This is a genomic window from Thiomicrorhabdus sediminis (assembly GCF_005885815.1).
In the GTDB taxonomy this organism is placed as follows: Bacteria; Pseudomonadota; Gammaproteobacteria; order Thiomicrospirales; family Thiomicrospiraceae; genus Thiomicrorhabdus; species Thiomicrorhabdus sediminis.
This window is the reverse complement of the sequence record NZ_CP040602.1, coordinates 2319530-2342516: the sequence shown is the minus strand read 5'-3', so window position 1 is coordinate 2342516 and position 22987 is coordinate 2319530. Positions and strand designations below refer to the sequence as shown.

Annotated in this window: 23 protein-coding genes; 13 read left to right on the top strand and 10 right to left on the bottom strand. The window is 44.6% G+C overall.

Going from position 1 to position 22987, the window contains the following annotated elements; genetic code table 11:
* The first annotated feature begins 115 nt into the window (after positions 1-115).
* The 10 genes from atpE to ubiA all read left to right on the top strand — a co-directional run bounded on the left by atpE (position 116) and on the right by ubiA (position 8622).
* The gene (gene atpE, locus FE785_RS10620) at positions 116-406 is read left to right on the top strand and encodes a F0F1 ATP synthase subunit C (RefSeq protein WP_028485619.1); all 291 of its coding nucleotides are present in this window, start codon (positions 116-118) and stop codon (positions 404-406) included.
* A gap of 56 nt (positions 407-462) precedes the next feature.
* Positions 463-933 carry a F0F1 ATP synthase subunit B gene (locus FE785_RS10615; RefSeq protein WP_138565714.1) on the top strand — a complete coding sequence of 157 codons (471 nt, stop codon included), beginning with the start codon at positions 463-465 and terminating at the stop codon, positions 931-933.
* A 10-nt stretch (positions 934-943) separates the two neighbouring features.
* Positions 944-1480: a F0F1 ATP synthase subunit delta gene (locus FE785_RS10610; RefSeq protein ID WP_138565713.1), complete on the top strand. Its 537-nt coding sequence runs from the start codon at positions 944-946 to the stop codon at positions 1478-1480.
* A 15-nt stretch (positions 1481-1495) separates the two neighbouring features.
* Positions 1496-3037 carry a F0F1 ATP synthase subunit alpha gene (atpA, locus tag FE785_RS10605; RefSeq protein ID WP_138565712.1) on the top strand — a complete coding sequence of 514 codons (1542 nt, stop codon included), beginning with the start codon at positions 1496-1498 and terminating at the stop codon, positions 3035-3037.
* A 15-nt stretch (positions 3038-3052) separates the two neighbouring features.
* On the top strand, positions 3053-3916 hold the full coding sequence (gene atpG / locus FE785_RS10600) for a F0F1 ATP synthase subunit gamma (RefSeq protein WP_138565711.1): 864 nt from the start codon (positions 3053-3055) through the stop codon (positions 3914-3916).
* Between the two features lie 28 nt (positions 3917-3944).
* Positions 3945-5327, top strand: a complete 1383-nt coding sequence (gene atpD, locus FE785_RS10595; RefSeq protein WP_202978355.1) for a F0F1 ATP synthase subunit beta — start codon at positions 3945-3947, stop codon at positions 5325-5327.
* 6 nt (positions 5328-5333) lie between these two features.
* Positions 5334-5768: a F0F1 ATP synthase subunit epsilon gene (locus tag FE785_RS10590; protein WP_138565709.1), complete on the top strand. Its 435-nt coding sequence runs from the start codon at positions 5334-5336 to the stop codon at positions 5766-5768.
* 356 nt (positions 5769-6124) lie between these two features.
* On the top strand, positions 6125-7492 hold the full coding sequence (gene glmU, locus FE785_RS10585; RefSeq protein WP_138565708.1) for a bifunctional UDP-N-acetylglucosamine diphosphorylase/glucosamine-1-phosphate N-acetyltransferase GlmU: 1368 nt from the start codon (positions 6125-6127) through the stop codon (positions 7490-7492).
* Positions 7493-7499: 7 nt separating this feature from the next.
* Positions 7500-7760 (top strand): hypothetical protein, encoded by a 261-nt coding sequence (locus FE785_RS10580; RefSeq protein WP_138565707.1) that lies wholly within the window; start codon positions 7500-7502, stop codon positions 7758-7760.
* Positions 7761-7773: 13 nt separating this feature from the next.
* A complete protein-coding gene (gene ubiA, locus FE785_RS10575) occupies positions 7774-8622 on the top strand; it encodes a 4-hydroxybenzoate octaprenyltransferase (protein WP_138565706.1) in 849 nt (282 codons plus the stop codon).
* 18 nt (positions 8623-8640) lie between these two features.
* Here the strand turns inward: ubiA and FE785_RS10570 are convergent, their stop codons facing one another.
* The gene (locus FE785_RS10570) at positions 8641-9147 is read right to left on the bottom strand and encodes a hypothetical protein (RefSeq protein ID WP_138565705.1); all 507 of its coding nucleotides are present in this window, start codon (positions 9145-9147) and stop codon (positions 8641-8643) included.
* A gap of 66 nt (positions 9148-9213) precedes the next feature.
* Between FE785_RS10570 and FE785_RS10565 the strand changes: the two genes are divergently transcribed.
* Together FE785_RS10565 and FE785_RS10560 are read left to right on the top strand one after the other, a co-directional pair.
* Positions 9214-10179 (top strand): hypothetical protein, encoded by a 966-nt coding sequence (locus FE785_RS10565; protein WP_138565704.1) that lies wholly within the window; start codon positions 9214-9216, stop codon positions 10177-10179.
* Between the two features lie 109 nt (positions 10180-10288).
* Positions 10289-11491: a methyl-accepting chemotaxis protein gene (locus tag FE785_RS10560; protein ID WP_238696268.1), complete on the top strand. Its 1203-nt coding sequence runs from the start codon at positions 10289-10291 to the stop codon at positions 11489-11491.
* A 55-nt stretch (positions 11492-11546) separates the two neighbouring features.
* On the opposite strand, the gene FE785_RS10555 is transcribed toward FE785_RS10560, so the two are convergent.
* From FE785_RS10555 to recG, 3 genes are all read right to left on the bottom strand, one after another.
* Positions 11547-12158 carry a chorismate--pyruvate lyase family protein gene (locus tag FE785_RS10555; protein ID WP_138565703.1) on the bottom strand — a complete coding sequence of 204 codons (612 nt, stop codon included), beginning with the start codon at positions 12156-12158 and terminating at the stop codon, positions 11547-11549.
* An 82-nt stretch (positions 12159-12240) separates the two neighbouring features.
* Entirely contained in the window at positions 12241-14628 is a 2388-nt protein-coding gene (locus FE785_RS10900) for an HD-GYP domain-containing protein (protein WP_138565702.1), read from the bottom strand.
* A gap of 32 nt (positions 14629-14660) precedes the next feature.
* Positions 14661-16745 (bottom strand): ATP-dependent DNA helicase RecG, encoded by a 2085-nt coding sequence (gene recG, locus FE785_RS10545; RefSeq protein WP_138565701.1) that lies wholly within the window; start codon positions 16743-16745, stop codon positions 14661-14663.
* 238 nt (positions 16746-16983) lie between these two features.
* Here recG and FE785_RS10540 point away from each other — a divergent pair, with 238 nt between their 5' ends.
* Positions 16984-17865, top strand: coding sequence for an HDOD domain-containing protein (locus FE785_RS10540; protein WP_138565700.1), 882 nt, complete (start codon positions 16984-16986; stop codon positions 17863-17865).
* A 24-nt stretch (positions 17866-17889) separates the two neighbouring features.
* Here the strand turns inward: FE785_RS10540 and FE785_RS10535 are convergent, their stop codons facing one another.
* From FE785_RS10535 to kdsB, 6 genes are all read right to left on the bottom strand, one after another.
* Complete coding sequence (locus FE785_RS10535) at positions 17890-18276, bottom strand: RidA family protein (RefSeq protein WP_138565699.1); 387 nt, start codon at positions 18274-18276, stop codon at positions 17890-17892.
* A 107-nt stretch (positions 18277-18383) separates the two neighbouring features.
* Positions 18384-20234, bottom strand: coding sequence for a RelA/SpoT family protein (locus FE785_RS10530; protein ID WP_275115361.1), 1851 nt, complete (start codon positions 20232-20234; stop codon positions 18384-18386).
* Positions 20210-20527 (bottom strand): HD domain-containing protein, encoded by a 318-nt coding sequence (locus FE785_RS11035; RefSeq protein ID WP_275115348.1) that lies wholly within the window; start codon positions 20525-20527, stop codon positions 20210-20212. Before FE785_RS11035 ends, FE785_RS10530 begins: the two co-directional genes overlap by 25 nt.
* 43 nt (positions 20528-20570) lie before the next feature.
* On the bottom strand, positions 20571-20795 hold the full coding sequence (gene rpoZ, locus FE785_RS10525; protein ID WP_138565698.1) for a DNA-directed RNA polymerase subunit omega: 225 nt from the start codon (positions 20793-20795) through the stop codon (positions 20571-20573).
* 174 nt (positions 20796-20969) lie between these two features.
* Entirely contained in the window at positions 20970-22208 is a 1239-nt protein-coding gene (locus FE785_RS10520) for a 3-deoxy-D-manno-octulosonic acid transferase (RefSeq protein WP_168188961.1), read from the bottom strand.
* Positions 22209-22224: 16 nt separating this feature from the next.
* Positions 22225-22971, bottom strand: coding sequence for a 3-deoxy-manno-octulosonate cytidylyltransferase (kdsB, locus tag FE785_RS10515; RefSeq protein WP_138565696.1), 747 nt, complete (start codon positions 22969-22971; stop codon positions 22225-22227).
* Between the last annotated feature and the right edge of the window lie 16 nt (positions 22972-22987).

Below are 22987 nucleotides of genomic sequence, written 5' to 3'. Positions count from 1 at the left end.
AGCGATATGACGGCCACCAAAGGGTTTAAGCGCACCTACTTGGTGATTCGAATACTAAGTAAAAAGCTTTTTTATTAACTTTAATTTTTTAACTTTAAAACTTTGGAGAAAATCGATGGAAGTAACTGCTACTATGATTGCTGATATCTATTCTGCAACTGCAATTGGTGTAGGTGTAATTTTGGCTGCGGCTGGTTTAGGTTCAGCTATTGGTTGGGGTCTAATTTGTTCTAAGACTCTTGAAGGTATCGCACGTCAGCCTGAAATGCGTCCAGCATTGATGACTAACATGTTCATCTTCGCAGGTTTGATGGAATCTTTCCCATTCATTATCCTTGCTTTCGCAATGTGGTTCCTATTCGCTAACCCATTCGTTGGTGCTATGACAGCTGCTTTGGGTGCTTAATCCCCGGTAGTCTAATTTGTACTTATTAATTAATAACGAATGGCGAGGTAACCACTGTGAGTATTAATGCAACGCTTCTCATCCAGATTATCGCTTTCATCGCGCTGATCTGGTTTGTGAACAAGGTGCTGTGGGGGCCGCTTTCTAAGTTAATGGAAGAACGTCAGAAGAAAATCGCTGACGGTCTTTCTGCCGCTGAGAAAGGTAAGCATGAACTTGAGCTAGCTGAACAAAAAGCTAAAGAAGTTTTGAAAGAAGCTAAAGCTCAAGCTCAAAACGTACTGAGTCAAGCTGAAAAACGTAGCTCTGAAATCGTAGAAGATGCGAAAGTAAAAGCTGCTGAAGAAGCTGACCGTATTAAAGCTTCCGCCCAAGCAGAAATAGAGCAAGAAGTTAGTCGTGCTAGAGAAGATCTTCGTAAAGAAGTTGCGGCAATTGCAATTTCTGGAGCTGAGAAAATCTTGGCTAAAGAAATCGATGCTGCTACGCACAACGATATGCTTGAAACCTTAGTTAAACAGATCTAAGGATAACTCTATGGCAGAATTAATGACAATTGCACGACCATACGCGGAAGCGGTATTTGCTCTAGCTAAAGATGAGCAAAAGCTGGCTGACTGGTCTGAACAACTTGCAAACTTGGCTGTTATCGCTGGTGATGACGCTATGCAAGCTATGCTGGAAAACCCTAAGTACACAGCTGATAATGTTGTGTCTGTGTTTGAAGGCATTATGGATTCAGGTTTGTCTGCTGAAGGTAAAAACCTTCTTACCGCTATGGCTGAAAACAAGCGCTTGAAGGCGTTACCAGAAGTAGCTGATCAATTTGAAGATCTACGTGCTGCTGAAGAGAAACGTATTCGCGCCACTGTAATTTCAGCGCGTAAACCAACAGTCGAGCAGAAGAAAAAATTAAGTGCTGCTTTAAATGCTAAGTTTGATGCTGAAGTAGAAATCAACTATGAAGTAGACGAGTCACTAATCGCAGGTATTAAAATCGTGGTTGGCGACTGGGCTATCGATGGTTCAGCATTAACGCAACTAAACAAACTTGGCGCAGCAATCGCCCAATAATGGAGAGGAACAAACATGCAATTGAATGCCTCTGAAATCAGCAGCCTGATCAAAGACCGTATCAAAGGTTTTGAAGGTGCAGCTGAGTCTGGCAGCGAAGGGACAGTCGTTAGCATCGCTGATGGTATCGCTCTGATCCACGGTGTTTCAGATGTAATGTACGGTGAGATGGTTCAATTCGACGAAACTACCTTCGGTATGGCGCTTAACCTTGAGCGTGATTCTGTAGGTGTGGTAGTCCTAGGTGAATATAAGCACATCTCTGAAGGTGCAAAAGTTACTTGTACTGGTAAGATTCTTGAAGTACCAGTTGGCCCGGAAATGATGGGTCGTGTTGTTGATGGTCTTGGTCGTGCGATCGACGGTAAAGGCGCTATCAACGCTAAAGTAACTTCACCAATCGAGCGTATCGCTCCTGGTGTTATCGACCGTAAGTCGGTTGATCAGCCAATGATGACTGGTATCAAGTCTATCGACTCTATGATCCCAGTTGGTCGTGGTCAGCGTGAGTTGATCATCGGTGACCGTCAGACTGGTAAAACAGCTATCGCAATCGACGCGATCATTTCACAGAAGAATACTGGCGTGAAATGTGTATACGTTGCGATGGGTCAAAAAGCTTCTACAGTTAACAACGTAGCTCGTAAACTAGAAGAATTCGGCGCAATGGAAAACACTGTTATCGTTGCTGCTAACGCTTCTGATCCTGCTGCACTTCAATACCTAGCGGCTTACGCTGGTTGTGCAATGGGTGAGTACTACCGTGACCGTGGTGAAGATGCTTTGATTATTTATGATGATCTTACAAAACAAGCTCAGGCTTACCGTCAGATCTCATTGCTACTTCGTCGTCCACCAGGACGTGAAGCATTCCCTGGTGATATCTTCTATCTACATTCACGTCTACTTGAGCGTGCTGCTCGTGTAAGCGAAGATTACGTAGAAAGATTCACAAACGGTGAAGTAAAAGGTAAGACTGGTTCTTTGACTGCTCTTCCTATTATTGAAACTCAAGCGGGTGACGTATCTGCTTTCGTACCTACTAACGTTATCTCGATCACTGATGGTCAGATCTTCCTAGAGACTTCATTGTTCTCTCAGGGTATCCGTCCTGCGGTTAACGCTGGTCTTTCTGTATCACGTGTTGGTGGTGCAGCTCAGACTAAAGCGATCAAGAAGCTTGGTGGTGGTATTCGTCTTGACTTGGCTCAGTACCGTGAATTGGCAGCTTTTGCTCAGTTCGCATCTGACCTTGACGCGGCGACTAAAGCACAGTTGGAGCGTGGTAAGCGTGTAACTGAGCTAATGAAGCAGAAGCAATACTCACCTCTTACTATTGCTGAAATGGCTATTTCTTTGTATGCCGCTAACGAAGGTTACCTAGACGACGTTGAAGTTGAAAAGGTTCTAGCATTCGAAGCTGGTTTACATGCACACCTAAACTCTGAACACGCTTCAGTTGCCGATGCTATCAATGCTAAGGGTGACTGGAATGATGAAATCATTGCAGGCGTTAAAGCTTGTTGTGAATCATTCAAGGCAAACGGCGTTTTCTAAGCAAAGGAGTAGGCCATGGCAGGCGGTAGTAAAGAAATACGGGCAAAAATTAAGTCCGTAACAAATACCAAAAAAATCACTAAAGCCATGGAAATGGTGGCGGCGTCTAAAATGCGTAAAGCGCAAGCTCGTATGCAGGCGACCCTACCATATGTCGAAAAAGTGAAGAGAGTGATCGATCACGTTTCCGCTGCACACCCAGAGTATAAGCACCCTTATACTCAGGTGCGTGAAACAGTGAAGCGTGTTGCATTGGTCGTGGTCTCTTCTGATCGAGGTCTATGTGGTGGTTTAAACTCAAACTTATTCCGTAAGACTCTACCAATGCTTAAGGCATGGAAAGAGCAAGGTGTTGAGGTTGAACTTGCCCTAGTTGGAAACAAAGCGAAAACATTCTTCCGTTCTTACGGTGGTAACGTTGTCGCAACCGTTTCAGACTTAGGCGATACTCCACACCTTGAGGACCTAGTGGGTACCATCAAAGTTGTTTTAGACAAGTTTGATGCGGGTGAAGTGGATGAAGTTCATCTAGCTTCTAACGAGTTCATCAATACGATGTCTCAGAGCCCGATTGTGACTCAATTAGTTCCTCTACAAGCTGAAGACAACAGCAGCGAAGCTCATTGGGATTACCTATATGAGCCAGATGCGAAAACGGCTCTTGATACATTGATGCGCCGTTATGTTGAAGCAACTGTGTTTGGTGCAGTAGTTGAAAACGCAGCATGTGAGCAAGGTGCTCGTATGATCGCGATGAAGAACGCTACTGACAATGCGGGTGAAATGATCAATGAATTGAAGCTGTCTTACAACAAGGCACGTCAAGCAGCGATCACAGCTGAAATTTCAGAAATTGTTGCTGGTACAGCAGCCGTTTAAGTTTGAAAGTTTCAATAAAAGGTTAAAGATTATGAGTGGAAAAATAGTACAGGTTATCGGCGCGGTTGTTGACGTCGAATTCAAAGGTGCTGATTTACCAAAAATCTATGACGCGTTAAAAGTTGATGAACTAGATCTAACAATCGAAGTTCAGCAGCAGGTTGGTGATAACACAGTTCGCGGTATCGCGATGGGTTCATCTGACGGCCTTAAGCGTGGCATGGCTGTTACTAACACTGGTGAGCCAATCGCTGTACCAGTTGGTAAAGCAACACTAGGTCGTATCTTCGACGTTCTTGGTAACGCGATCGATATGGCTGGTCCAGTAGAAACAGATGAGAAAATGGTTATCCACCGTCCAGCTCCAGCGTTTGACGAGCTAGCGGCTTCTCAGGAACTTCTAGAAACAGGTGTTAAGGTTATCGACCTTGTTTGCCCATTCGCTAAGGGTGGTAAAGTTGGTCTATTCGGTGGTGCCGGTGTTGGTAAAACCGTAAACATGATGGAGCTTATCCGTAACATCGCTATCGAGCACAGTGGTTACTCTGTATTCGCTGGTGTTGGTGAGCGTACTCGTGAAGGTAACGACTTCTATTATGAAATGGAAGAGTCTGGGGTACTTGATAAGGTTGCCCTAGTATATGGTCAGATGAATGAGCCACCAGGTAACCGTCTACGTGTTGCTTTGACTGGTTTAACAATGGCTGAGTACTTCCGTGATGAAGGTCGTGATATCCTATTCTTTGTGGATAACATCTACCGTTACACACTAGCTGGTACTGAAGTATCTGCGCTTTTAGGTCGTCTACCGTCTGCGGTAGGTTACCAGCCTAACCTAGCTGAAGAGATGGGTCAGGTTCAGGAGCGTATCACTTCTACCAAGACAGGTTCTATCACATCTATCCAGGCCGTTTACGTTCCTGCTGATGACTTGACAGACCCTGCTCCAGCGACAACATTTGCTCACTTGGATGCGACAGTTGTATTGAACCGTGGTATCGCCGAGCAGGGTATCTATCCTGCGATCGATCCGCTAGATTCAACTTCTCGTCAGCTAGACCCTCAAGTTGTTGGTCAAGAGCACTATGAAGTTGCGCGTAACGTACAGCAGACTTTGCAGCGTTATAAAGAACTTAAAGATATTATCGCTATCCTAGGTATGGATGAGCTTTCAGAAGAAGACCGTAACTTGGTTGCACGTGCTCGTAAGATGCAGCGTTTCTTCTCTCAACCTTACTTCGTAGCGAAAGTATTCACTGGTGAAGACGGTCGTTATGTTCCACTGAAAGAAACTATCCGTGGATTCAAGATGATCGCTTCTGGTGAACTTGATGATGTTCCTGAGCAAGCATTCATGTACGCTGGTGACATCGACGAAGTTCTTGAAAAAGCGAAAAAATATCAAGGGTAATTAGTTATGGCAGTCTCAATGCAAGTAGATATTGTTAGTGCAGAAGGTGAAATTTTCTCAGGTAAAGCTGAGATGCTTTTTGCGCAGGCTGCCGACGGTGAGGTTGGCATTATGCCTCACCACACCCAGTTTCTAAGCTCTATGAAGCCTGGAACAGTACGTGTTGTCAGTGGTGATGAAGAAGGTATCTTCTACGTCAACAGCGGCATCATCGAAGTTCAGCCCCACGTAGTAACGGTTCTTGCCGATACTGCGATTCGTGCGGCTGACTTGGATGAAGCAGAAGCTGAAGCCGCTAAGCAGCGTGCTGAAGAAGCAATGGCTAATGCGAAATCTGAAACAGATATCGCCCGTGCTCAAATTGAGTTGGCGGAAGCAGTTGCTCAAATTCAATCGATCTCGAAACTTCGTGATCGATTGCATAAGACTGGGTTGGCTTAATTGTTACCCTAATTAAAAAAGCGGAGTTTCTACTCCGCTTTTTTTTTCTTTGCGATTATTGATTCCGTTAGTGGCCAATCTCTGCGTTGGCAACATGTCGCTTAGGTTACTAAGCTCATTTATGCCGCCTTGATCTTGTCTCACTACCAAAATAAATAATCTGCAAATTATTTTTTAGTGTTTTTAAATAAGCCCTATATTTATCCACTGGGTTGTCAGAAAATGCTCATGTGCGATTTGCACACTCCGCTTTTCTTCGAACCATTGAACAAATCTAGAACTTATTTAAAGACACTATTATTTCTCGATATAATTGATGGCAATTATTTATTGCTCAAGCATTTTTGGAATTTTCTATGGCATTAAAAGTCGTTATTTTGGCCGCGGGGAAAGGTACTCGCATGCGTTCTTCATTACCTAAGGTATTGCAGCCTTTGGCGGGTCAACCCTTATTACAGCATGTGGTAAATACTGCAAAGCTATTAGATGCCAAACAGGTATTGACTGTGGTTGGACATCAGTCTCACCTGGTTGAAGAGCGTATGGCTGGCCAAAATATTGATTTCGTGGCTCAAACAGAACAATTGGGTACCGGTCATGCCGTGCAACAGGTTGTGCCTGAAATTGCCGATAATGATACGGTGTTGGTTTTATATGGTGATGTCCCCTTAACGGCCAAAACAACGCTTCAAGACCTATTGGAGTTAGTCACAGAGCAGCATCCGTTGGCATTGCTCACTATCAATTTAGATAATCCAACCGGTTATGGTCGTATAGTGCGTGATAATCACTTGGCCGTGCAGGCAATTGTCGAACAAAAAGATGCCAGTAATGAGCAATTACAGATTCAAGAGGTGAATACTGGTATTTTGGCAGCTAGAGGTAAACAGCTAAAACTGTGGTTATCACAACTTCAATCCAACAATGCTCAAGGCGAGTTTTATCTTACCGATATTATCGCCATGTGTGTTGCGGACGGTTTTGCAGTGCAAACCACACAACCGGCCTGCGAAATGGAAGTATTGGGTGTTAATGACAAGCGTCAATTGCAAGCGTTAGAAAGACAATACCAGTTATCCATCGCCGATGATTTGATGGTTCAAGGTGCAACCTTGATTGATGCTAGTCGTTTGGATGTCCGGGGTACGGTAGCGTTGGGGCAGGATATAGAAATTGATGTTAATGTGATCTTAGCCGGTAAAGTCGTATTAGCCGATGGTGTTAAGATTGGTGCTAACTGTATTTTAATAAATGTCACCATCGGTGCTAATACAGAAATTCATCCATTTAGTCATTTGGAAGATTGTGTTGTCGGTGCATCGACTAATATCGGTCCCTATGCACGTTTACGTCCGGGTACGGAGCTAGCGGATAAGGTTCGTATCGGTAATTTTGTCGAAACCAAAAAAGCAAAAATCGGCACCGGTTCCAAAGTGAATCATCTGAGTTATGTTGGCGACACCATTATGGGTGAAGGCTGTAATATCGGTGCCGGTACCATTACCTGTAATTATGATGGCGTCAACAAACACCAAACTGTGATTGGTGACAACGTCTTTGTTGGCTCAGACACTCAGCTAGTCGCGCCTGTTGAAATCGGTGACAATGCCACCATAGGTGCCGGTTCTACCATTACCAAAGGCTGCCCTGCAGATGAGCTGAGTTTGTCGCGTTCAAAACAGCTAACCATCAAGGGTTGGCAAAAACCTGAAAAGAAACAATAGGATTACTATGCATTTTCTAGCAATTACTGGTCAGCAGTGTGATGCTTTTAAACAATTAATGGCCGAAAATGATTGGCCTATCACTCACCAGGATGTCGGTCAGACTGAATTGCTGGCCTATGGTTATGTCATCGTTTGGCAAAAGAGTGATGCAGAAAAAGTTGTACTTAATTACGCTGACCGTCAGGGTGAGGTTCAGGCTCAATTAGAGGTAACGACTGCGGCAAAAACTGAAGTTCAGGATCTACTGTCAAAGTTAGCGGCTTAATCTAAATTTAATCATGTCTAAAATCCAAGCCTATATTTCTCTAACACGAATTGACCGCCCTATTGGTATCTACTTGGTGCTGTGGCCAGCTTTATGGGCATTGTGGTTAGCCTCAGACGGTTTTCCGGATATTTATCTGTTAGTGGTATTTATTGCCGGGGCAATTCTAATGCGTTCGGCAGGTTGCGTGATCAATGATTTTGCCGATCGTAATTTTGATGGCCATGTCGAGCGTACCTGTAATCGTCCTTTGGCCACCGGTGTGTTATCCAGTAAAGAGGCACTGGCCTTTTTTGTTTTTCTTTGCTTAATCGCGTTTGGTCTGGTTTTAACGCTGAATCAATTAACCATCTGGTTGTCATTAGGTGCGGTTTTTTTAGCGATTCTCTACCCTTTTACCAAGCGCCTGACTCATTGGCCGCAAGCGTTTTTGGGCGCGGCCTTTGCCTGGGCGATACCTATGGCGTTTGCAGCTGCATCCAACAGTGTGCCATGGACATTATGGCCTCTGTTTGCCGCAACAATGGTTTGGTCTTTGATATACGATACCGCTTATGCGGTGGCTGATCTTAAAGATGATAAAAAAATCGGTATTAAGTCGACTGCCATTTTATTTGGTGAGTATCTATTGTGGGGTGTCGGTTTTTTCCAGCTAGTGATGCTTGGCTTACTGATTTGGGTGGGTGTTTTGTTTAATTTGGCTGAAGTCTACTTTGGCGCTTTGATGATGGTTGCCGTTTGGTTTGCCAATGATTTAAGGCGTTTGGCTAACAGAGACCCAAAACAGGCATTTCAGGTGTTTCTGCAGAATCATTGGATTGGTTTAATTCTGTTAATCGCTATTGCCATTGAATTGAATTAACCATAACTATCGGCTTTATTACTGTAAAACCGTTTCGGCAGGAATCTGCCAGATCTCTTCCATTTCCATATTCCACTGCGCCGTTTCCATCGCTTGAGCAAAAACCTTAATCAGCGGCCCGAGCAGATCGGCACGATATGGCAAAACAACGCCCGGACCTTGTTCCGGTTCAAAAATCAATTTGCCATTCTCTCCTTGAATATCCTTGAAAGTTATCTTTACCAGCAATATGGGGATTTCTCCAAGCGGGTATTGAGGATTATCGGGTGTTTCATAAGCACTTTGGTAATCGCCAAGCATTTGCGATTGCTGTTTTTCCATTTGTTGCATTTCATTGGTTGCGCTATCAAACAGGTTTTTACCATTAGTAGGATGCTTACCATGCAGAATAGGCAATAACAGCTTCATAAAACGACGCGTGATCCACGCCAGATACTCTTGGTTATTGTCGGTTTTGATTTTTAAGAGTATTCTGTCCTCAGAAGGGTTGTAAGAGGCTTGAATTTGATTAATTTTATTGCTCATAGTTACCTGTCTGGTTTACCGCTACAAAAGCACTCGAATAGAGTATCTATTATAAGAGCTTTGTCTGTGGCTGTTTGCCTTATCTTTCCTTTAGCTTGGGCGGATGAAAGTCGCCCGCAACCAAGCTGGCTTGAGGACAGCTATTTTAATGACTATATGCTACCCGTCAGTGAAACTCAGGCATGGGTTGGTAGCTATGTACAGAGTTTTGGTGAAGAGATTGATGATTTTCTCGGAGATGATTCGCAAAGCTCGATACAGAAAGGTAACCGGGTAGTTCTCTATACACCATTCATTTGGGATGAAGGTGACCTCAGTCAGAATATACATATCAAGGCTGAGATTGAACTGCCGAAAACCAATCATCGCTGGAAGCTAATTTTTGACAACTGGCGGGAAGAGCTGACGCAATCGCCAACCGAAACCGGTGTGAGAGATAGTCGTCAATCACCACTTGAATCTGAAAGTGAGAATCAGCTTGGCGCACGTTATCTTCTCGATTACAGTGAAAACAGCTTCAGTCATATAGAGTCGGGTCTCAAGTTTCGCGATATTATCGATCCCAATCCTTATATCAACTATCTGCAACGTTATAAATATGAACTGGCGCAACGACTGTTAAGTCGATCAACGAGTCAACTCTATTTGGAAAGATATCGCGGCTTCTCATGGCAGACGGAACAAATATTTGATTATCACTATAATCCAGAAACATTATGGCGTTCACAATCGGGCTTGTCTTATTGGCATGATAACCGTGAGTGGTTTTTTAATCAGGCATTTCTTTGGTTGGAGCAGACCTCATCCAATACTGCCGCCGCATATTATATTGATACCCAATGGTGGCTACATGATAGAGATGAGGCTTTGCAGACCGTTAGTTTTGGCGCTAATTGGCGCTCAAGACTCTATCAGGACTGGTTATTTGGAGAAATTGAACCGCAAATATATTTTGACCGCATTGATAATTTTAATCAGCCCAACTATCGTATCCGTTTACAATTAGAGATGCATTTTTACGACCCTAGATAGCCTCTATTTTAAGTCAGAAAGCATAAAATCAGTTTGTACTGAAAATTTGGAACGGTTATTGCTGATTCACCCATACCCCTAAATTCAAGAATAATTAATAGGCGTTAACATGATGATTTCATTTGATTTCAGTAAACCCAGTATCCTAAGAAATATTTTCTTAGCATTTATGGCATTTGGTTTTTCCATGGGTGTGCTGTTTCCGGTATTTGCCAATCTGTTTGTCGAGTGGAAAGACGGCATGCTGATATGGTTTATTATCTCCTGTATTATTGCCGGGATCAGTATCGGACTTTTTAACTTCTGGTTGCTAAATAAAATGCTTTTGCAGCGTTTGAAGCGTATTGGTGAGGTGGCCAATGCAATCAGTCAAAATGATGTATCGCATACCTGTGGTCTGCAAAGTGCTGATTTTATAGGTGATATGGCATCAAGTTTCAATATGATGGCGGGCAATCTTCGACTGATGATTAACCGTATTGCCGATGTATCGACAGAATTGAATTCCGCTTCCGCCGATATGGTTCAAGAAACACAAATGACACAGGATGGCGTTGAGCGTCAGAAGCAAGATACCTTGCATGTGGCAACGGCAGTCGAGAGTATGAATCAGGCCGTGATGGAAATGTCGAACCATGCTCAAGATGCCTTGAACTCGGTTAATGAGGCGAATATTGCCACCGAACGAGGCACTAATGTCGTGAATCAGACGGTTGAGTCAATCAGTAACCTGGCCGATCAGGTTGCCAATGCAGCTGATGTCATCAAGCGATTAGAACGTGACAGCGAAACCATCGGTAGCGTGTTGGATGTGATTAAGGATATTGCCGAGCAGACCAACCTTTTGGCTTTGAATGCGGCGATTGAAGCGGCTCGTGCCGGTGAGCATGGCCGCGGCTTTGCCGTGGTTGCCGATGAGGTGCGCATTCTTGCCAGCCGTACGCAGGAATCGACCACGGAAATCGAAGCAACCATCGCACAATTGCAAGTGGCTTCCCAGCAAGCGGTGGAAGCGATGAACCAAGGTCGTGAAAAAGCTACTCAGACTGTTGGGCATGCCCATGAGGCCGGTGAATCCCTGAAAGCGATTGAGACGGCGGTGAGCAATATCAATCGTATGAATTCACAGATTTCCGGCGCTTCGGATAAGCAGCGTGAGCAGGCACAAAGAGTCAGTTCAAATGTTGAGCAGATAAGTGCGGTTGCCGAACAGGTGGCAAATGGTGCCGCCCAAACAATGCAGTCAAGTGCGCAGGTTGGTGAGATCTCAGAACAGCTAAGTAAGCTGATTGGTCAATTTAAAACCAAATAGCGCTTGACTGAAAATGAAACTTACAAAATAAAAAAGAAGCTTTATGCTTCTTTTTTTATTTCTGCTTTTCAAACAGAGCTGGTAGGAATACTTCTGTCAGCAATAGCGGGTTTTGCTGTTTAGTAAACAAAGAACGTCTGCCAAAACTACGCCATTGAAGATTTGGGTAGTTCACATTTTCTGCCAGATAGGGCCACTCTGAAATAGGTTGGCTGCAAAATTCGAAATTACTGCGTTCGATATTGCTCTGTTCAAATAATACTTCACCAAGTGGTTTGTCACCGAGATGTTGCAGTTGATGCCAAGGGTTATCCATATCGAGGTTTGGTATCACAGTACGAGCGTAGACCCAGCTATGTTGATTGCACTGCAGCAAGACACAGCGTACCCAGGCATTATCATCAAAAGGCAGACCCAAGGCCTTGGCCTCGTCTAACAAAGGCCTTTCCATCTTTTCAGATAAAACAATCACCTTCATATTCGGACACAATTGGCGAATACGTGCCGTTAATGACTGTTTGGTCTTCAGCCAGTCGGCAATTTCTGGTGTTGGTTGCAAGCGCTGTAATAGACTTGCTGGTTTCCAGAATGCCGATTTGGCATGTGAGATATGCTGCGCTTTTTGTTTTAGTAGCGCTTTGATTTTGGCAATACGGGTGTTGGTCATAAAAAAGGGTTGCTTTGCAATAAACGTGTTTATTGTACTGCAATGCTTAGCGACTCCCTAGTGACGATAATCAATTGACCTGCTATTTCTCTATATAGTCTGCTGGATTTATCTCATCGATTTGTTCTGGCTGTAAATAGGCCTGTGCATATTCAAGGTAGACACCGCTTTCGATAAACAGGGCAAATAAGTCCGCATCAATATGATTATCATCTCGCATAAATGACATGATCTGCAAGGCCTGAGAAAGGGTTTTTGCGGGTTTGTAGGGCCTGTCGGCGGCGGTCAGTGCCTCAAAAATATCGGCTATGCTCATAATGCGTTCGGGTATGGATAAATCTTCCGCCGCCAGTTGTCGAGGATAACCTTTGCCATCGAGGGTTTCATGATGAGTACCGGCATAGCGAATGATGTTTTTGTACTCTTGCGGAAAAGGTAATTTTTCCAGCATCTTAATCGTCATCATAACGTGTTCTTTGATTTTAAATCGTTCCTCATCGTTAAGTGTGCCTCTGGCAATGCCTAAGTTGGTTAACTCCCCTAAATTGTATAGGTATTGGGGTACAGGTTCTTTAAAACCATGAGCTTGATAATCCTCATAATCAAAATGATAGCGGTTAATAAAGTGTTCAGGTTTGTCTGCCAGTAAGCTCTCAGTGGCGGGTAGATGATTGTCTGGGCTGGAACGTAACTGCTCTTCCTCGGATAACCCGAGATTTTTATTGAAATGGCGTTGCCAAGTTTGCTTGCCGATTTTCTTGAGACGTTCTTGGTCCTGTTCATCTAGGAATTCACCGCCAATATTGGTACTGGCAATAAAGGCAAACTCTTCTTGGAGTCGATCACGAGTTGCTTGGCGTTGTTGCTCTGCAAGTTCGGTACTTTCTCCATCTAAGCGGGCTTGCAGATAGACGATATCTGCGTCTCTCCAGAGGACTTCAAAACGGGTGCGAATTTCATGGATACGGTTATAGATGGTTTCCAGTTTGGTGGCTTTGTCCACAACATGTTCAGGCGTGACGATTTTGCCGCAATCATGTAACCAGGCGCCAATATGAAAACTGCGAATCTCGTCTGGGTCTTCAAAACGAAAATCCTTGAAGGTTTTGCTATCGGTGTTAGCGGCATCAAGGAGCATAAAGGCCAGTTCGGGAACCCGTTTGCAATGTCCGCCAGTGTAAGGGGACTTGGCATCGATAGCATCCGCCACCAGTTTGATAATGGAGTCCAATAGTTTGGTTTGGGAGTATTGGTATTGCTGAATACTGTTCGACATCTCGACTAAGGAACGCGATAAACGGTCGAGTTCTTTAATTGGAGTCTCTATGAGTTTGACTTGGTCGAATTGGCGGTGTTGGATTTTGTAGTTTTCATTCATCAATGCTTCGATAGGGCGTGTCAGATTACGGGCAAATAGAAATATCAGCGGTATCAGGATAAGCAGAATAATCAGCGCGACCAATAGTGATAATTGAATTTGTGCGCGATAGGGCTCTGTAAGGTCGTTCATCGGTATCAGCATGGCCAAGTTCAGGCGGTGCTCCTGCTGGGCGTCTGTATTGACAAATCGAGCTAGGTAGCGGCGGTTGTTAACCGTTATTTCTTGCGGTTTCGCACCGCTGGACTTGTTTAGCAGAGGTTTAAGCTGTTCATAGAGTTGTAGACTGGTATTCACTTTTTCGGCAGTTTCACGATTGCCGTTTGAATCCATTAGGAGTTCGGCATTCTCGTTAAACATAAATATGTAGCTGTCTTTTGATGGTTTGGCTTGTTTAAGCAGGTTTTCAATTTCACTGTTAGTGTAGTCAACCGCTACAACGACCTGTTGGGATCGGATGAATTTCGAATAGGTGATGCCATAGAGCTGTAAATGCTGAAAAAGATAGGGGGCGGAACGAGTGACACCACGGTTATTTTGCGCGCCGACAAACCAATGGCGAAGATAGGCTTTGTAGTCGGTGGCTTCATTTCTTGTGGCGATACTATTCAAATTTGAGTCCAAAAATATATAGTGTTTGATTTTGAAATCACTGTCTTGACTGAGTTTTATAATTCCCCATCGCGCATTCAGTGGTGCTTTCAGCTGTTTATATAGCAACGGAGAGTGGTGCATATTGATAACCTCGAAAAAGTCTCCTTTGAGGTTAGCCCAATAGATGGCATAGGCGTTAAGGTTCTGGCTTAAGATCTTAATAAACGGGGTTTGTAACGGGTATTCCTCATCCAAGCTTACCGGTTGGGATAACTGAGGATAGGTTGAGATGATTTCGAGAAAGGCTTCGCTTTGCCGGTCTTGTGATTTTTGAAAGTCATGGAGGTTATTGAGAATGGATTCAAATGCCTGGTCACCAGCTTGCATGGCGAGTTTTTCACTAAAATAATATTGCAGATAAATCAAACTGCCGGCAGTCAGCAATAATAAACTGAAAAAGTAGGTAATCAGTTTGACTTTGAAAGGCGTGGAATTCATTTAACCCTCCATCAGGCTAAACCTCATTTCTCTTAAGCGTGTTGATAATCCATTCTATGGCCGATCCAACGTGCTTGCAATGGATTATTGTAACGATTGGATTGGCTCAGGATCTGCGCCCACTTCTGTACTGTGGGAATCCACTTCGCATCGCGTTTGAGGTCAGCAATGCGGAACTGCAGACCACCTGTCTGACGGGTGCCCAGTATCTCACCCGGGCCACGGATTTTCAGATCCTCCTCGGCGATGACAAAGCCGTCATTACTGTCGCGCATAATGTTCAAACGCGCTTTACCAGTTTCCGAAAGAGGTGCCTGATAGAGCAACACACAATGACTTTGTAAATCACCTCGACCAACCCGGCCTCGTAATTGGTGTAATTGTGCCAGCCCAAGGCGCTCGGCGTTTTCGATAATCATCAGGCTGGCATTGGGAACATTAACGCCGACTTCGATAACGGTGGTGGCAACCAGTAAATCCAATTGGTGGTTTTTGAAAGCGTTCATCACCAGCGCTTTTTCTTCGCCTTTGAGGCGGCCATGCACCAGGCCAATCCGCAAGTCAGGCCAGTTGTCGCTGAATTGCGTGGCGGTGACTTCGGCTGCTTGAGCGTGCAACAGTTCAGATTCCTCGATAAGCGGACATACCCAGTAGGCTTGTACCCCTTGTTTACATTTTGCATAAAGGTGCTGCATGATCTCAAAGCGCTTTTCATTATTGATGACGGCGGTTTCAATCGGTTTGCGTCCCGGTGGCAGCTCATCAATAATTGATAGATCCAGATCGCCATAAGCCGTCATCGCTAAGGTTCTCGGAATAGGGGTGGCGGTCATCACTAGTTGGTGGGGATGAATTTCTTCACCATTGTCATCAAATTTTTTCCCTTTTTGCTGCAGAGCGAGACGTTGATGGACCCCAAAGCGATGCTGTTCATCGATAATTACCAGGCCGAGTTGATTGAATACCACCGCATCTTGAAATAAAGCATGGGTTCCGATGACAACTTGCGCCTCGCCGGACTCGATAAGAGCCATTTGATAGCGTCTTTCCGCCGCCTTCATGCGACCATTTAGCCAGGCGACTTTGATATTAAGCGGTTCGAGCCACTCAAGAAATGCGTTGAGGTGTTGTTCGGCAAGAATCTCGGTTGGTGCCATGACAACCACCTGATGGCCATTATCGGCGGCATAAAGCGCTGCCAGTGCGGCAATAACGGTTTTTCCAGAGCCGACATCGCCTTGAACCAGACGCTGCATAGGGTGGGGCATGCTTAGATCATCGCTGATTTCATTCAAGACGCGTTGCTGTGCGGAAGTCAATTCAAAAGGCAGTTGCTGTAGCAGTTTTTCTGAACTCGGACTGGTTGCAAAGCTTGGCGCACCGTGGGCTTTTTCTTGTTGGCGCATAAGCTGTAATGCCAGTTGTGAACTGAGCAGCTCTTCCACAATCAAACGCTGTTGGCTTGGATGCTGAAAACCTTTGATCAGATATAAATCATCACTGGCTTGCGGTTTATGTAAAGTCAGTAAAGCCTGATTAATGCCGGGAAGTTTTAAGTCGTTTAGCAACTCGTCCGGCAGTATTTCCGCTAGAGGATTTTCTTTAAGGCATTCAAGCGCCTGATCGATCAGCTTTAATAAGCTGGCTTGACCCAAGCCCTCGGTAGTCGGGTAGACCGGGGTTAAGGTAGTTTCCAGTGGCGGTGGGTTTTGGGGATTGAACAGCTGGTAAGAGGGGTGAACCATTTCAAGACCGGTTGGCCCGTTACGGACTTCGCCATAAGCTCTTAGCATTTGGCCTCGTTTGAATTGTTGGGCCTGTCGGTAGTGAAAGTGAAAAAAACGACAGCTTAGGATTTGACCATTGGCATCGGCAATTTTGACAAGCAAGCTGCTGTTGCGCGTTTTGGTCATGTGCTGACTGATGATTTCGCCTTCTATGAGCGCATCTTGGCCAAACAACAGATCGGCGATCGGGATAACACGGGTCTTGTCTTGATAGCGCAGAGGCAGATGAAATAATAGGTCTTGAACCGAAGCCAAGCCAAGCTTTGCCAGTTTTTCCGCCAACTTGTCGCCAACCCCTTTTAAAGAGGTTAAATCATCTGTAATGTGCATCGCATGGTGCCTTGAATAGTTGCTGTTATTGTAGCAAATCGAGCCCTAATGGCTAAAAACAAACTGTAGATTAACAATGACTTTTACGCAAACCGATTCAAGTTTGGGGATGCATAAAAATATTTATATATTAATTTGATAGGAATTGTAATTATATTTTGATTTAATTGCGTTTCGTAAGTTATTGATATCAATTATTTTGCTCAACTAAGATTTCTGATTGGAGAGATGGCAGGCCATGAAACAGCAACTGACTATTGCGATGTCGATTATCAACAAGGTGAAACTTCCGAAAATTTCTAATGAGGTAACGGTTTTACAAAATGAATCCTTAAAACCCGAGCCGGATGTCAATGTGATTGTTTCTTGTATTCAGCGCAACCCCAAGCTTTTTACCAAGTTTTTAGCGGTGGCTTCTTTTATGACTAAAAAAGAGGTCACTTCTGCAAAGCAAGCAGTAAGTATTCTCGGCACCAAAGGCGTCTTCACCGTGTTTTTCTCTTCAGCAATCGAATTTAGTTTTAAAAGCCATAGCGATTCCGAATTAATGATTAACCATGCCATTAAAATGGCAACGGCGATGGCTGAACTGGCGGGCAATATGAAAGGTTTTCCGGTCAGTGATGCTTACCTCTATGGTTTAGTTTATAACATCGGCTATGTGGTATTGCATGACTACTCTGCACAGCGTGCCAAGAGTTGTTATCTGAATAGCTTGACCTATCCTTCAAAGGCGGAGCAGCTTGAAATGGAAACCTTTGGTACAACCAATGCTCATATTGGTATTTATGTCGCCAAGAAATGGCGAGTAAAGAACTCTATCTACTGCGGTATTCTGTTTCAGAATAAAGAGATTGAAAAATGTGACAAGGGCTTAAACAAGGCCTATGAATTAAATCATTTGCTGAATGTGGCAAGAATGGTGGTTGCCGAAACCGAAAGTCAACGTTATATCACCAATGAAGTGAAGGATTTGGCGGTCAATTCAATGCAGCATTTGGATTTAACGCATCTGCAATGCGCTCGGGCACAACAGAAGGTCAAGAAGTTCACTGCCGATTTGCAGTCATCGAATCAGAAGATGTGGCAAGAGTCGATGACCGAAAGTGCCGCCTATTGATAAAACGGCACTCGCATTTTTGGCTTAGTAAGCAGATAGAACCATGACACCGTCCATTTCCACGTCGGTATCTTTGGGTAGTTGTTTTACGGCTACCGCAGCACGTGCCGGGTAAGGTTGTTGGAAGTACTGTGCCATAATTTCATTTACGGTGGCGAAGTGGCTCATATCGGTTAAAAAGATATTCAGCTTAACGATATCCTGTAAGCTTCCGCCCGCTGCTTCACAAACCGCAGTCAAGTTTTTAAATACCTGATGAATGCGCTCACTGATTTCGCCTTGTTTGAGTTTCATGGTTTCCGGAATCAAAGCGATCTGTCCTGAAAGGTAAACGGTATTGTCCACTTTGACAGCCTGTGAATAAGTGCCAATAGCTTGAGGTGCTTTATCGGTTGCGATGATTTCGCGCATAAGATTTCCTTTACAAAAGTGGTTGATGCGGCCATTTTAGCAAAACTTTGCCGGTTTGCAGAGCTATAGAACACCAATGGAATTGTCTTGCGATGGCTGGAGAAAACTTAGATGCGGTGGATCTTATCCACAATAGACAGGCGTTTCAGGTGCTTCATGACCATGGCGAGATGAATTCGGTCGCGTACATTGATAACAAAGTGCATCAGGCTGTAGCTGTCATCCTTGTCTTCGGAGCGTACGCGTTCGATATCGGTATTGGTTTTGGCGATTTCATTGGCAACGGTTGCCAAGGTGCCGCGCTGGTTCTTCGCTTCCAACTGGATTTCTACCAGGAAAGTGTTCTGATTGGCTTGTTCGTCCCACTGCACATCCAGACATTTATCCGGTTGGTTTTTGATATTGCGGATGTTGCGACAACTTTCACGATGGATTACCAGACCTTTTTCGGTGCTGATAAAGCCGATGATCTCATCTCCTGGAATAGGGTGGCAGCAGTTGGCAAATTGAACCGCCATACCTTCTGTTCCGGTAATAGGTAGAGCGAGTTCCGGGTTATCGCTTTTCGGTACGATTTCATCATCGGTGCCAAGCACAATATCGTGAATCTGTTTAGCCACTAACGGTGACATGCGGTTACCTGAACCAAGTTCGATCAACAGCTGTTCCCAGTCATGCAGTTTTAAAGTATCGATCAGGTGCTGACGAATTTCATCGGTTAAGCCTTCATAGGCCATATTGAATTTACGCAGTGATTTACTCAGCATACGTTCGCCCAGATTAACCGCATCCCCTTTTTGTTGATGTTTCATAAAGTGACGGATCTGCGAACGAGCCTTGGCGGTTTTAACGAAATTCAACCATGATGGATTAGGCTGCTGTTCGCTGCCCTTAATGATATGAATGGTTTTGCCGCTTTCCAGAGGCGTGCGCAAAGGCACTAGGCGTTTATCGATACGACAACCGACCGCACTGTGACCGATATTGGTATGCACAGCATAAGCAAAGTCTACTGGGGTTGAGCCGGTAGGCAGAGTGATAATCTCGCCTTTAGGAGTGAAGACATAGATGACATCCGGGAATAAGTCGATTTTGACGTTTTCCAAGAAGTCTAGAGAATTCCCCGCGCTCTGCTGAATCTCCAGCAGGTTTTTCACCCACTCCTGAGCGCGCACATCGACATAGGATGTAGTGGTTTCATTGTCTTCATTGCCTTGTTTATACTGCCAATGGGCGGCAATACCATGCTCTGAAACCTCGTGCATCTCTTCGGTACGGATCTGTACTTCAAGATGTACGCCATAAGGACCGTTTAAAGAGGTGTGCAATGACTGATAGCCATTCGATTTAGGGATCGCGATATAGTCTTTAAAGCGCTGTGGCAAAGGTTTATAAACCGAATGCACACAGCCTAGAGTCCGGTAACATTCATCCGCGGTATTGACGATAATGCGGAAGGCAAAAATATCCAAAATGTCGTTAAAGCTCTGGCGCTTGTTACGCATTTTCTTGTAAAGGCTGTAGAGGTGTTTTTCTCGACCGATAACCTGCGCCGGAATCTTATCTTGCTGAAGGCGTTTCTGTAGGGTCTCGCTAATCTGTTCAATGACTTCCTTACGATTGCCGCGTGCCTTTTTGACAGCACTTTCCAGTACCGCAAAGCGCAAAGGGTGCATGGCTTTAAAGCCAAGGTCTTCGAGCTCGATTCGGATGGCGTTAATCCCTAACCGTCCAGCGATTGGTGCGAATATATCCAAGGTCTCATGGGCAATACGGCGTTGCTTATCGGGGCGCATCACGCCCAAGGTGCGCATATTGTGCAAGCGGTCACCCAGCTTGATAAGAATAACGCGAATGTCACGCGCCATGGCGAGAATCATTTTGCGGAAGTTTTCCGCTTGCGCTTCTTGCGGGTTGTCGAATTCGAGTTTACCTAGTTTGGTGACGCCATCGACAATTTCGGCAACATTCTCTCCAAAGCGTTCGGCAATATCCGATTGCTATAGGGAGTGTCTTCAATTACATCGTGCAGGATTGCAGCAATCAGACTTTCTTTATCGAGTTGGATTTCGGCAAGGATTTCGGCAACGGCGACCGGGTGCCAGATGTAGTCTTCCCCCGATTTGCGGGTTTGACCCTGATGGGCAAGCGCACCAAACTCATAGGCGGATTTAATCAGCTCGACCTGTTCGTAGGATAGGTAGGCCGAGGCTTTATCAATCAGTCCTTGTAATGAGTTTGGTGTGACCATCTGTGCTAATTAAGCGTCTCTCTAGTAGTTAATTAGAGGCGAATTAGTTGAAGAATGGTGGTGTGTCAGGATCATCCATGACCACTTTACCATCAATGGTGTTTTCCGCTAGTTCGCGCAGAGCCATAACTGTTGGCTTGTCTTTATCCCATTCTAGAGTTGGTTCAGCACCATTAGCAAGCTGACGTGCACGTTTAGCACTTAAAATAACCAATTCAAAACGGTTCTCTACCTGTTCAAGGCAATCTTCTACTGTTACTCGAGCCATAATTTTGTTTCCTGTGCATAAAATTTAAGGCAAAGAGTTATTTTAACTGAAATGAAATCAAAAATTTATACTGTTTTTGCTTGATTGAGATGTTTTCACTGATTTGTGAGAGGAATTGAGCCGATTACTTGTCAATTTGCGCTTTGGTTTAGATGGCAGTTTTATCCTACTACGTTATTGTAGCCCTAACGCTTGAAGATAATTCGGTAATATTTGAGTCTGTTTTTTTAGCGATTCTTGGGCATTTTTGCCGAGCTCATTACGCGCGGTTTCATTATCAATTAAGGCTTTAAGCTGTTGTTCCAATTGGGCATAATCCTGACATTGGATTAGTCCATTATCAGTTAAGAGTTGCGAGGTTTCATCAATAAAATCAGACATGTCCGGACCGGTGATAATGGCGCGGGCAAAACTGGCCGGTTCAAGTATATTATGGCCACCTTTGGCAACGAAACTGCCTCCCATAATGACCAGTTTGGCTTGGCTAAATAGAGATAATAATTGCCCCATCCGGTCAATAATCAATACCTGGTTTTTTGTCGGTAATGGTTTGCTTCGGGCAAGGATCTGACTATAAAAAACCGAGCTAATCTGCTGTTCGCCAAGCTGTCGGGCAATTTGTTTTGCGCGTTTGCTGTGTCTTGGTGCTATAACCAGCAATTCCGGGCGTTGCAAAGCTATCCAGATTTTGCTGATTTCAGCTTCTTCCGGGTCATGGCTGGATGCCAGTACAATATAGGGTTGACCTATTTTGTTGGCAGTGGCACTGTTTTCCGGTCGATTGGCATATTTCAGGTTGCCTAAGACTTCGATTTTTTTCGCATCGGCACCGATGGAAATAAAGTGTTCGCGTTCTTCGTCAGATCTAGCCAGGATACGGCTAACTCGAGACAGGCTTTGACGATATTGGTTTTTTAACCAGCTCGGTGCTTGCAGGGTTTTGTGCGACAGGCGCGCATTAAGAATCTTAATGACGATGCGCTGTTGAGAGGCAATTTTAAATAGATTCGGCCAGATTTCAGTTTCCATAACCCAGAGTTCGCTAATCGCAAAACTATTTAACAAGCGTTTAATGGCATAAGGGTAATCTAGTGGACAGTAAACATGCAGGACACCATCGGCAAAGCGACTTTTCAGATATTGGTAGCCTGTTGGTGTATTGGTACTGACAAGTAATGCTTGATCGGGTGTGTTGTTGAGCAGCTGTTCAATCAGTGGCGCAGCGGCATTGACCTCGCCAATCGAAGCACAATGAATCCAGAGGACTTTATCGGCGTTTTTATTCGGTTTGGTATAGGCAAAACCAAAGCGTTGCTTAATAAAGCGCCAGCCACCATTACGTTTATAAGCGTCCACTATAATTGCCAACGCAATCAGCGGGCTCAGTATACGAATTAACAGCTGATAAATCACTCTGACAACTCCAGGCTTAATGGCCGGCTTGGAGTAAAGCTTCCATAATCGCGATATCTCCTGGAAGATCAACTTCGGGAGAATCGTATTGGCTTTCTACCACTTTGATCTTATGACCATATTCCAAGGCACGGAGCTGCTCGAGTTTTTCAATGTCCTCCAAGCGTCCCATTGGTAGAGCGTTGAAGATATCGACAAAACGTTTGCTATAGGCATAGACACCTAAGTGCTTGAAGCTATCGTGATCCCAGTAGTCGCGACCATGAGGAATGGTGGCACGAGAGAAATACAAGGCAAAACCATTATAGTCGGTAACTAATTTAACGTCTTTCGGGTTGGTGATTTCCGCTTCATTGACGATCTTGAAAGACAATGTGCTCATTTCAAAGCTGCCATCGTAATCATCGGCTAAGAAAGGCGCGATAACGTCTTCGATCGATTCATGATGAACCAGTGGTTGATCACCTTGCACATTGACGATCAAATCGTCATCATTTAACCCCAAGGCATTAGCCGCCGCTGCAATACGATCAGTGCCTGATGCCGCCTCTATTGGAGTCATCACCACTTTACCGCCAAAACCTTCGACCACCTCTTTGATGCGCTCGTCATCGGTGGCAATATAAACGCCCATTAAGCCTTTTGCTTTCGAAATTCGTTCATAAACATGCTGAATCATCGGTTTGCCATCAATCAGTTTCAACGGCTTGCCCGGTAAGCGTGAAGAACCAAAACGTGCAGGAATAAAAACGTAAGTATTCATGAAATTGACTCGAAAA

Coding starts and splice junctions, on each gene's coding strand:
- atpE (WP_028485619.1), top strand. CDS start 116: ATGGAAGTAACTGCTACTATGATTGCTGATATCTATTCTGCAACTGCA.
- FE785_RS10610 (WP_138565713.1), top strand. CDS start 944: ATGGCAGAATTAATGACAATTGCACGACCATACGCGGAAGCGGTATTT.
- atpA (WP_138565712.1), top strand. CDS start 1,496: ATGCAATTGAATGCCTCTGAAATCAGCAGCCTGATCAAAGACCGTATC.
- atpG (WP_138565711.1), top strand. CDS start 3,053: ATGGCAGGCGGTAGTAAAGAAATACGGGCAAAAATTAAGTCCGTAACA.
- FE785_RS10590 (WP_138565709.1), top strand. CDS start 5,334: ATGGCAGTCTCAATGCAAGTAGATATTGTTAGTGCAGAAGGTGAAATT.
- glmU (WP_138565708.1), top strand. CDS start 6,125: ATGGCATTAAAAGTCGTTATTTTGGCCGCGGGGAAAGGTACTCGCATG.
- FE785_RS10580 (WP_138565707.1), top strand. CDS start 7,500: ATGCATTTTCTAGCAATTACTGGTCAGCAGTGTGATGCTTTTAAACAA.
- ubiA (WP_138565706.1), top strand. CDS start 7,774: ATGTCTAAAATCCAAGCCTATATTTCTCTAACACGAATTGACCGCCCT.
- FE785_RS10570 (WP_138565705.1), bottom strand. CDS start 9,147: ATGAGCAATAAAATTAATCAAATTCAAGCCTCTTACAACCCTTCTGAG.
- FE785_RS10560 (WP_238696268.1), top strand. CDS start 10,289: ATGATGATTTCATTTGATTTCAGTAAACCCAGTATCCTAAGAAATATT.
- FE785_RS10555 (WP_138565703.1), bottom strand. CDS start 12,158: ATGACCAACACCCGTATTGCCAAAATCAAAGCGCTACTAAAACAAAAA.
- FE785_RS10900 (WP_138565702.1), bottom strand. CDS start 14,628: ATGAATTCCACGCCTTTCAAAGTCAAACTGATTACCTACTTTTTCAGT.
- recG (WP_138565701.1), bottom strand. CDS start 16,745: ATGCACATTACAGATGATTTAACCTCTTTAAAAGGGGTTGGCGACAAG.
- FE785_RS10540 (WP_138565700.1), top strand. CDS start 16,984: ATGAAACAGCAACTGACTATTGCGATGTCGATTATCAACAAGGTGAAA.
- FE785_RS10535 (WP_138565699.1), bottom strand. CDS start 18,276: ATGCGCGAAATCATCGCAACCGATAAAGCACCTCAAGCTATTGGCACT.
- FE785_RS11035 (WP_275115348.1), bottom strand. CDS start 20,527: ATGGTCACACCAAACTCATTACAAGGACTGATTGATAAAGCCTCGGCC.
- rpoZ (WP_138565698.1), bottom strand. CDS start 20,795: ATGGCTCGAGTAACAGTAGAAGATTGCCTTGAACAGGTAGAGAACCGT.
- kdsB (WP_138565696.1), bottom strand. CDS start 22,971: ATGAATACTTACGTTTTTATTCCTGCACGTTTTGGTTCTTCACGCTTA.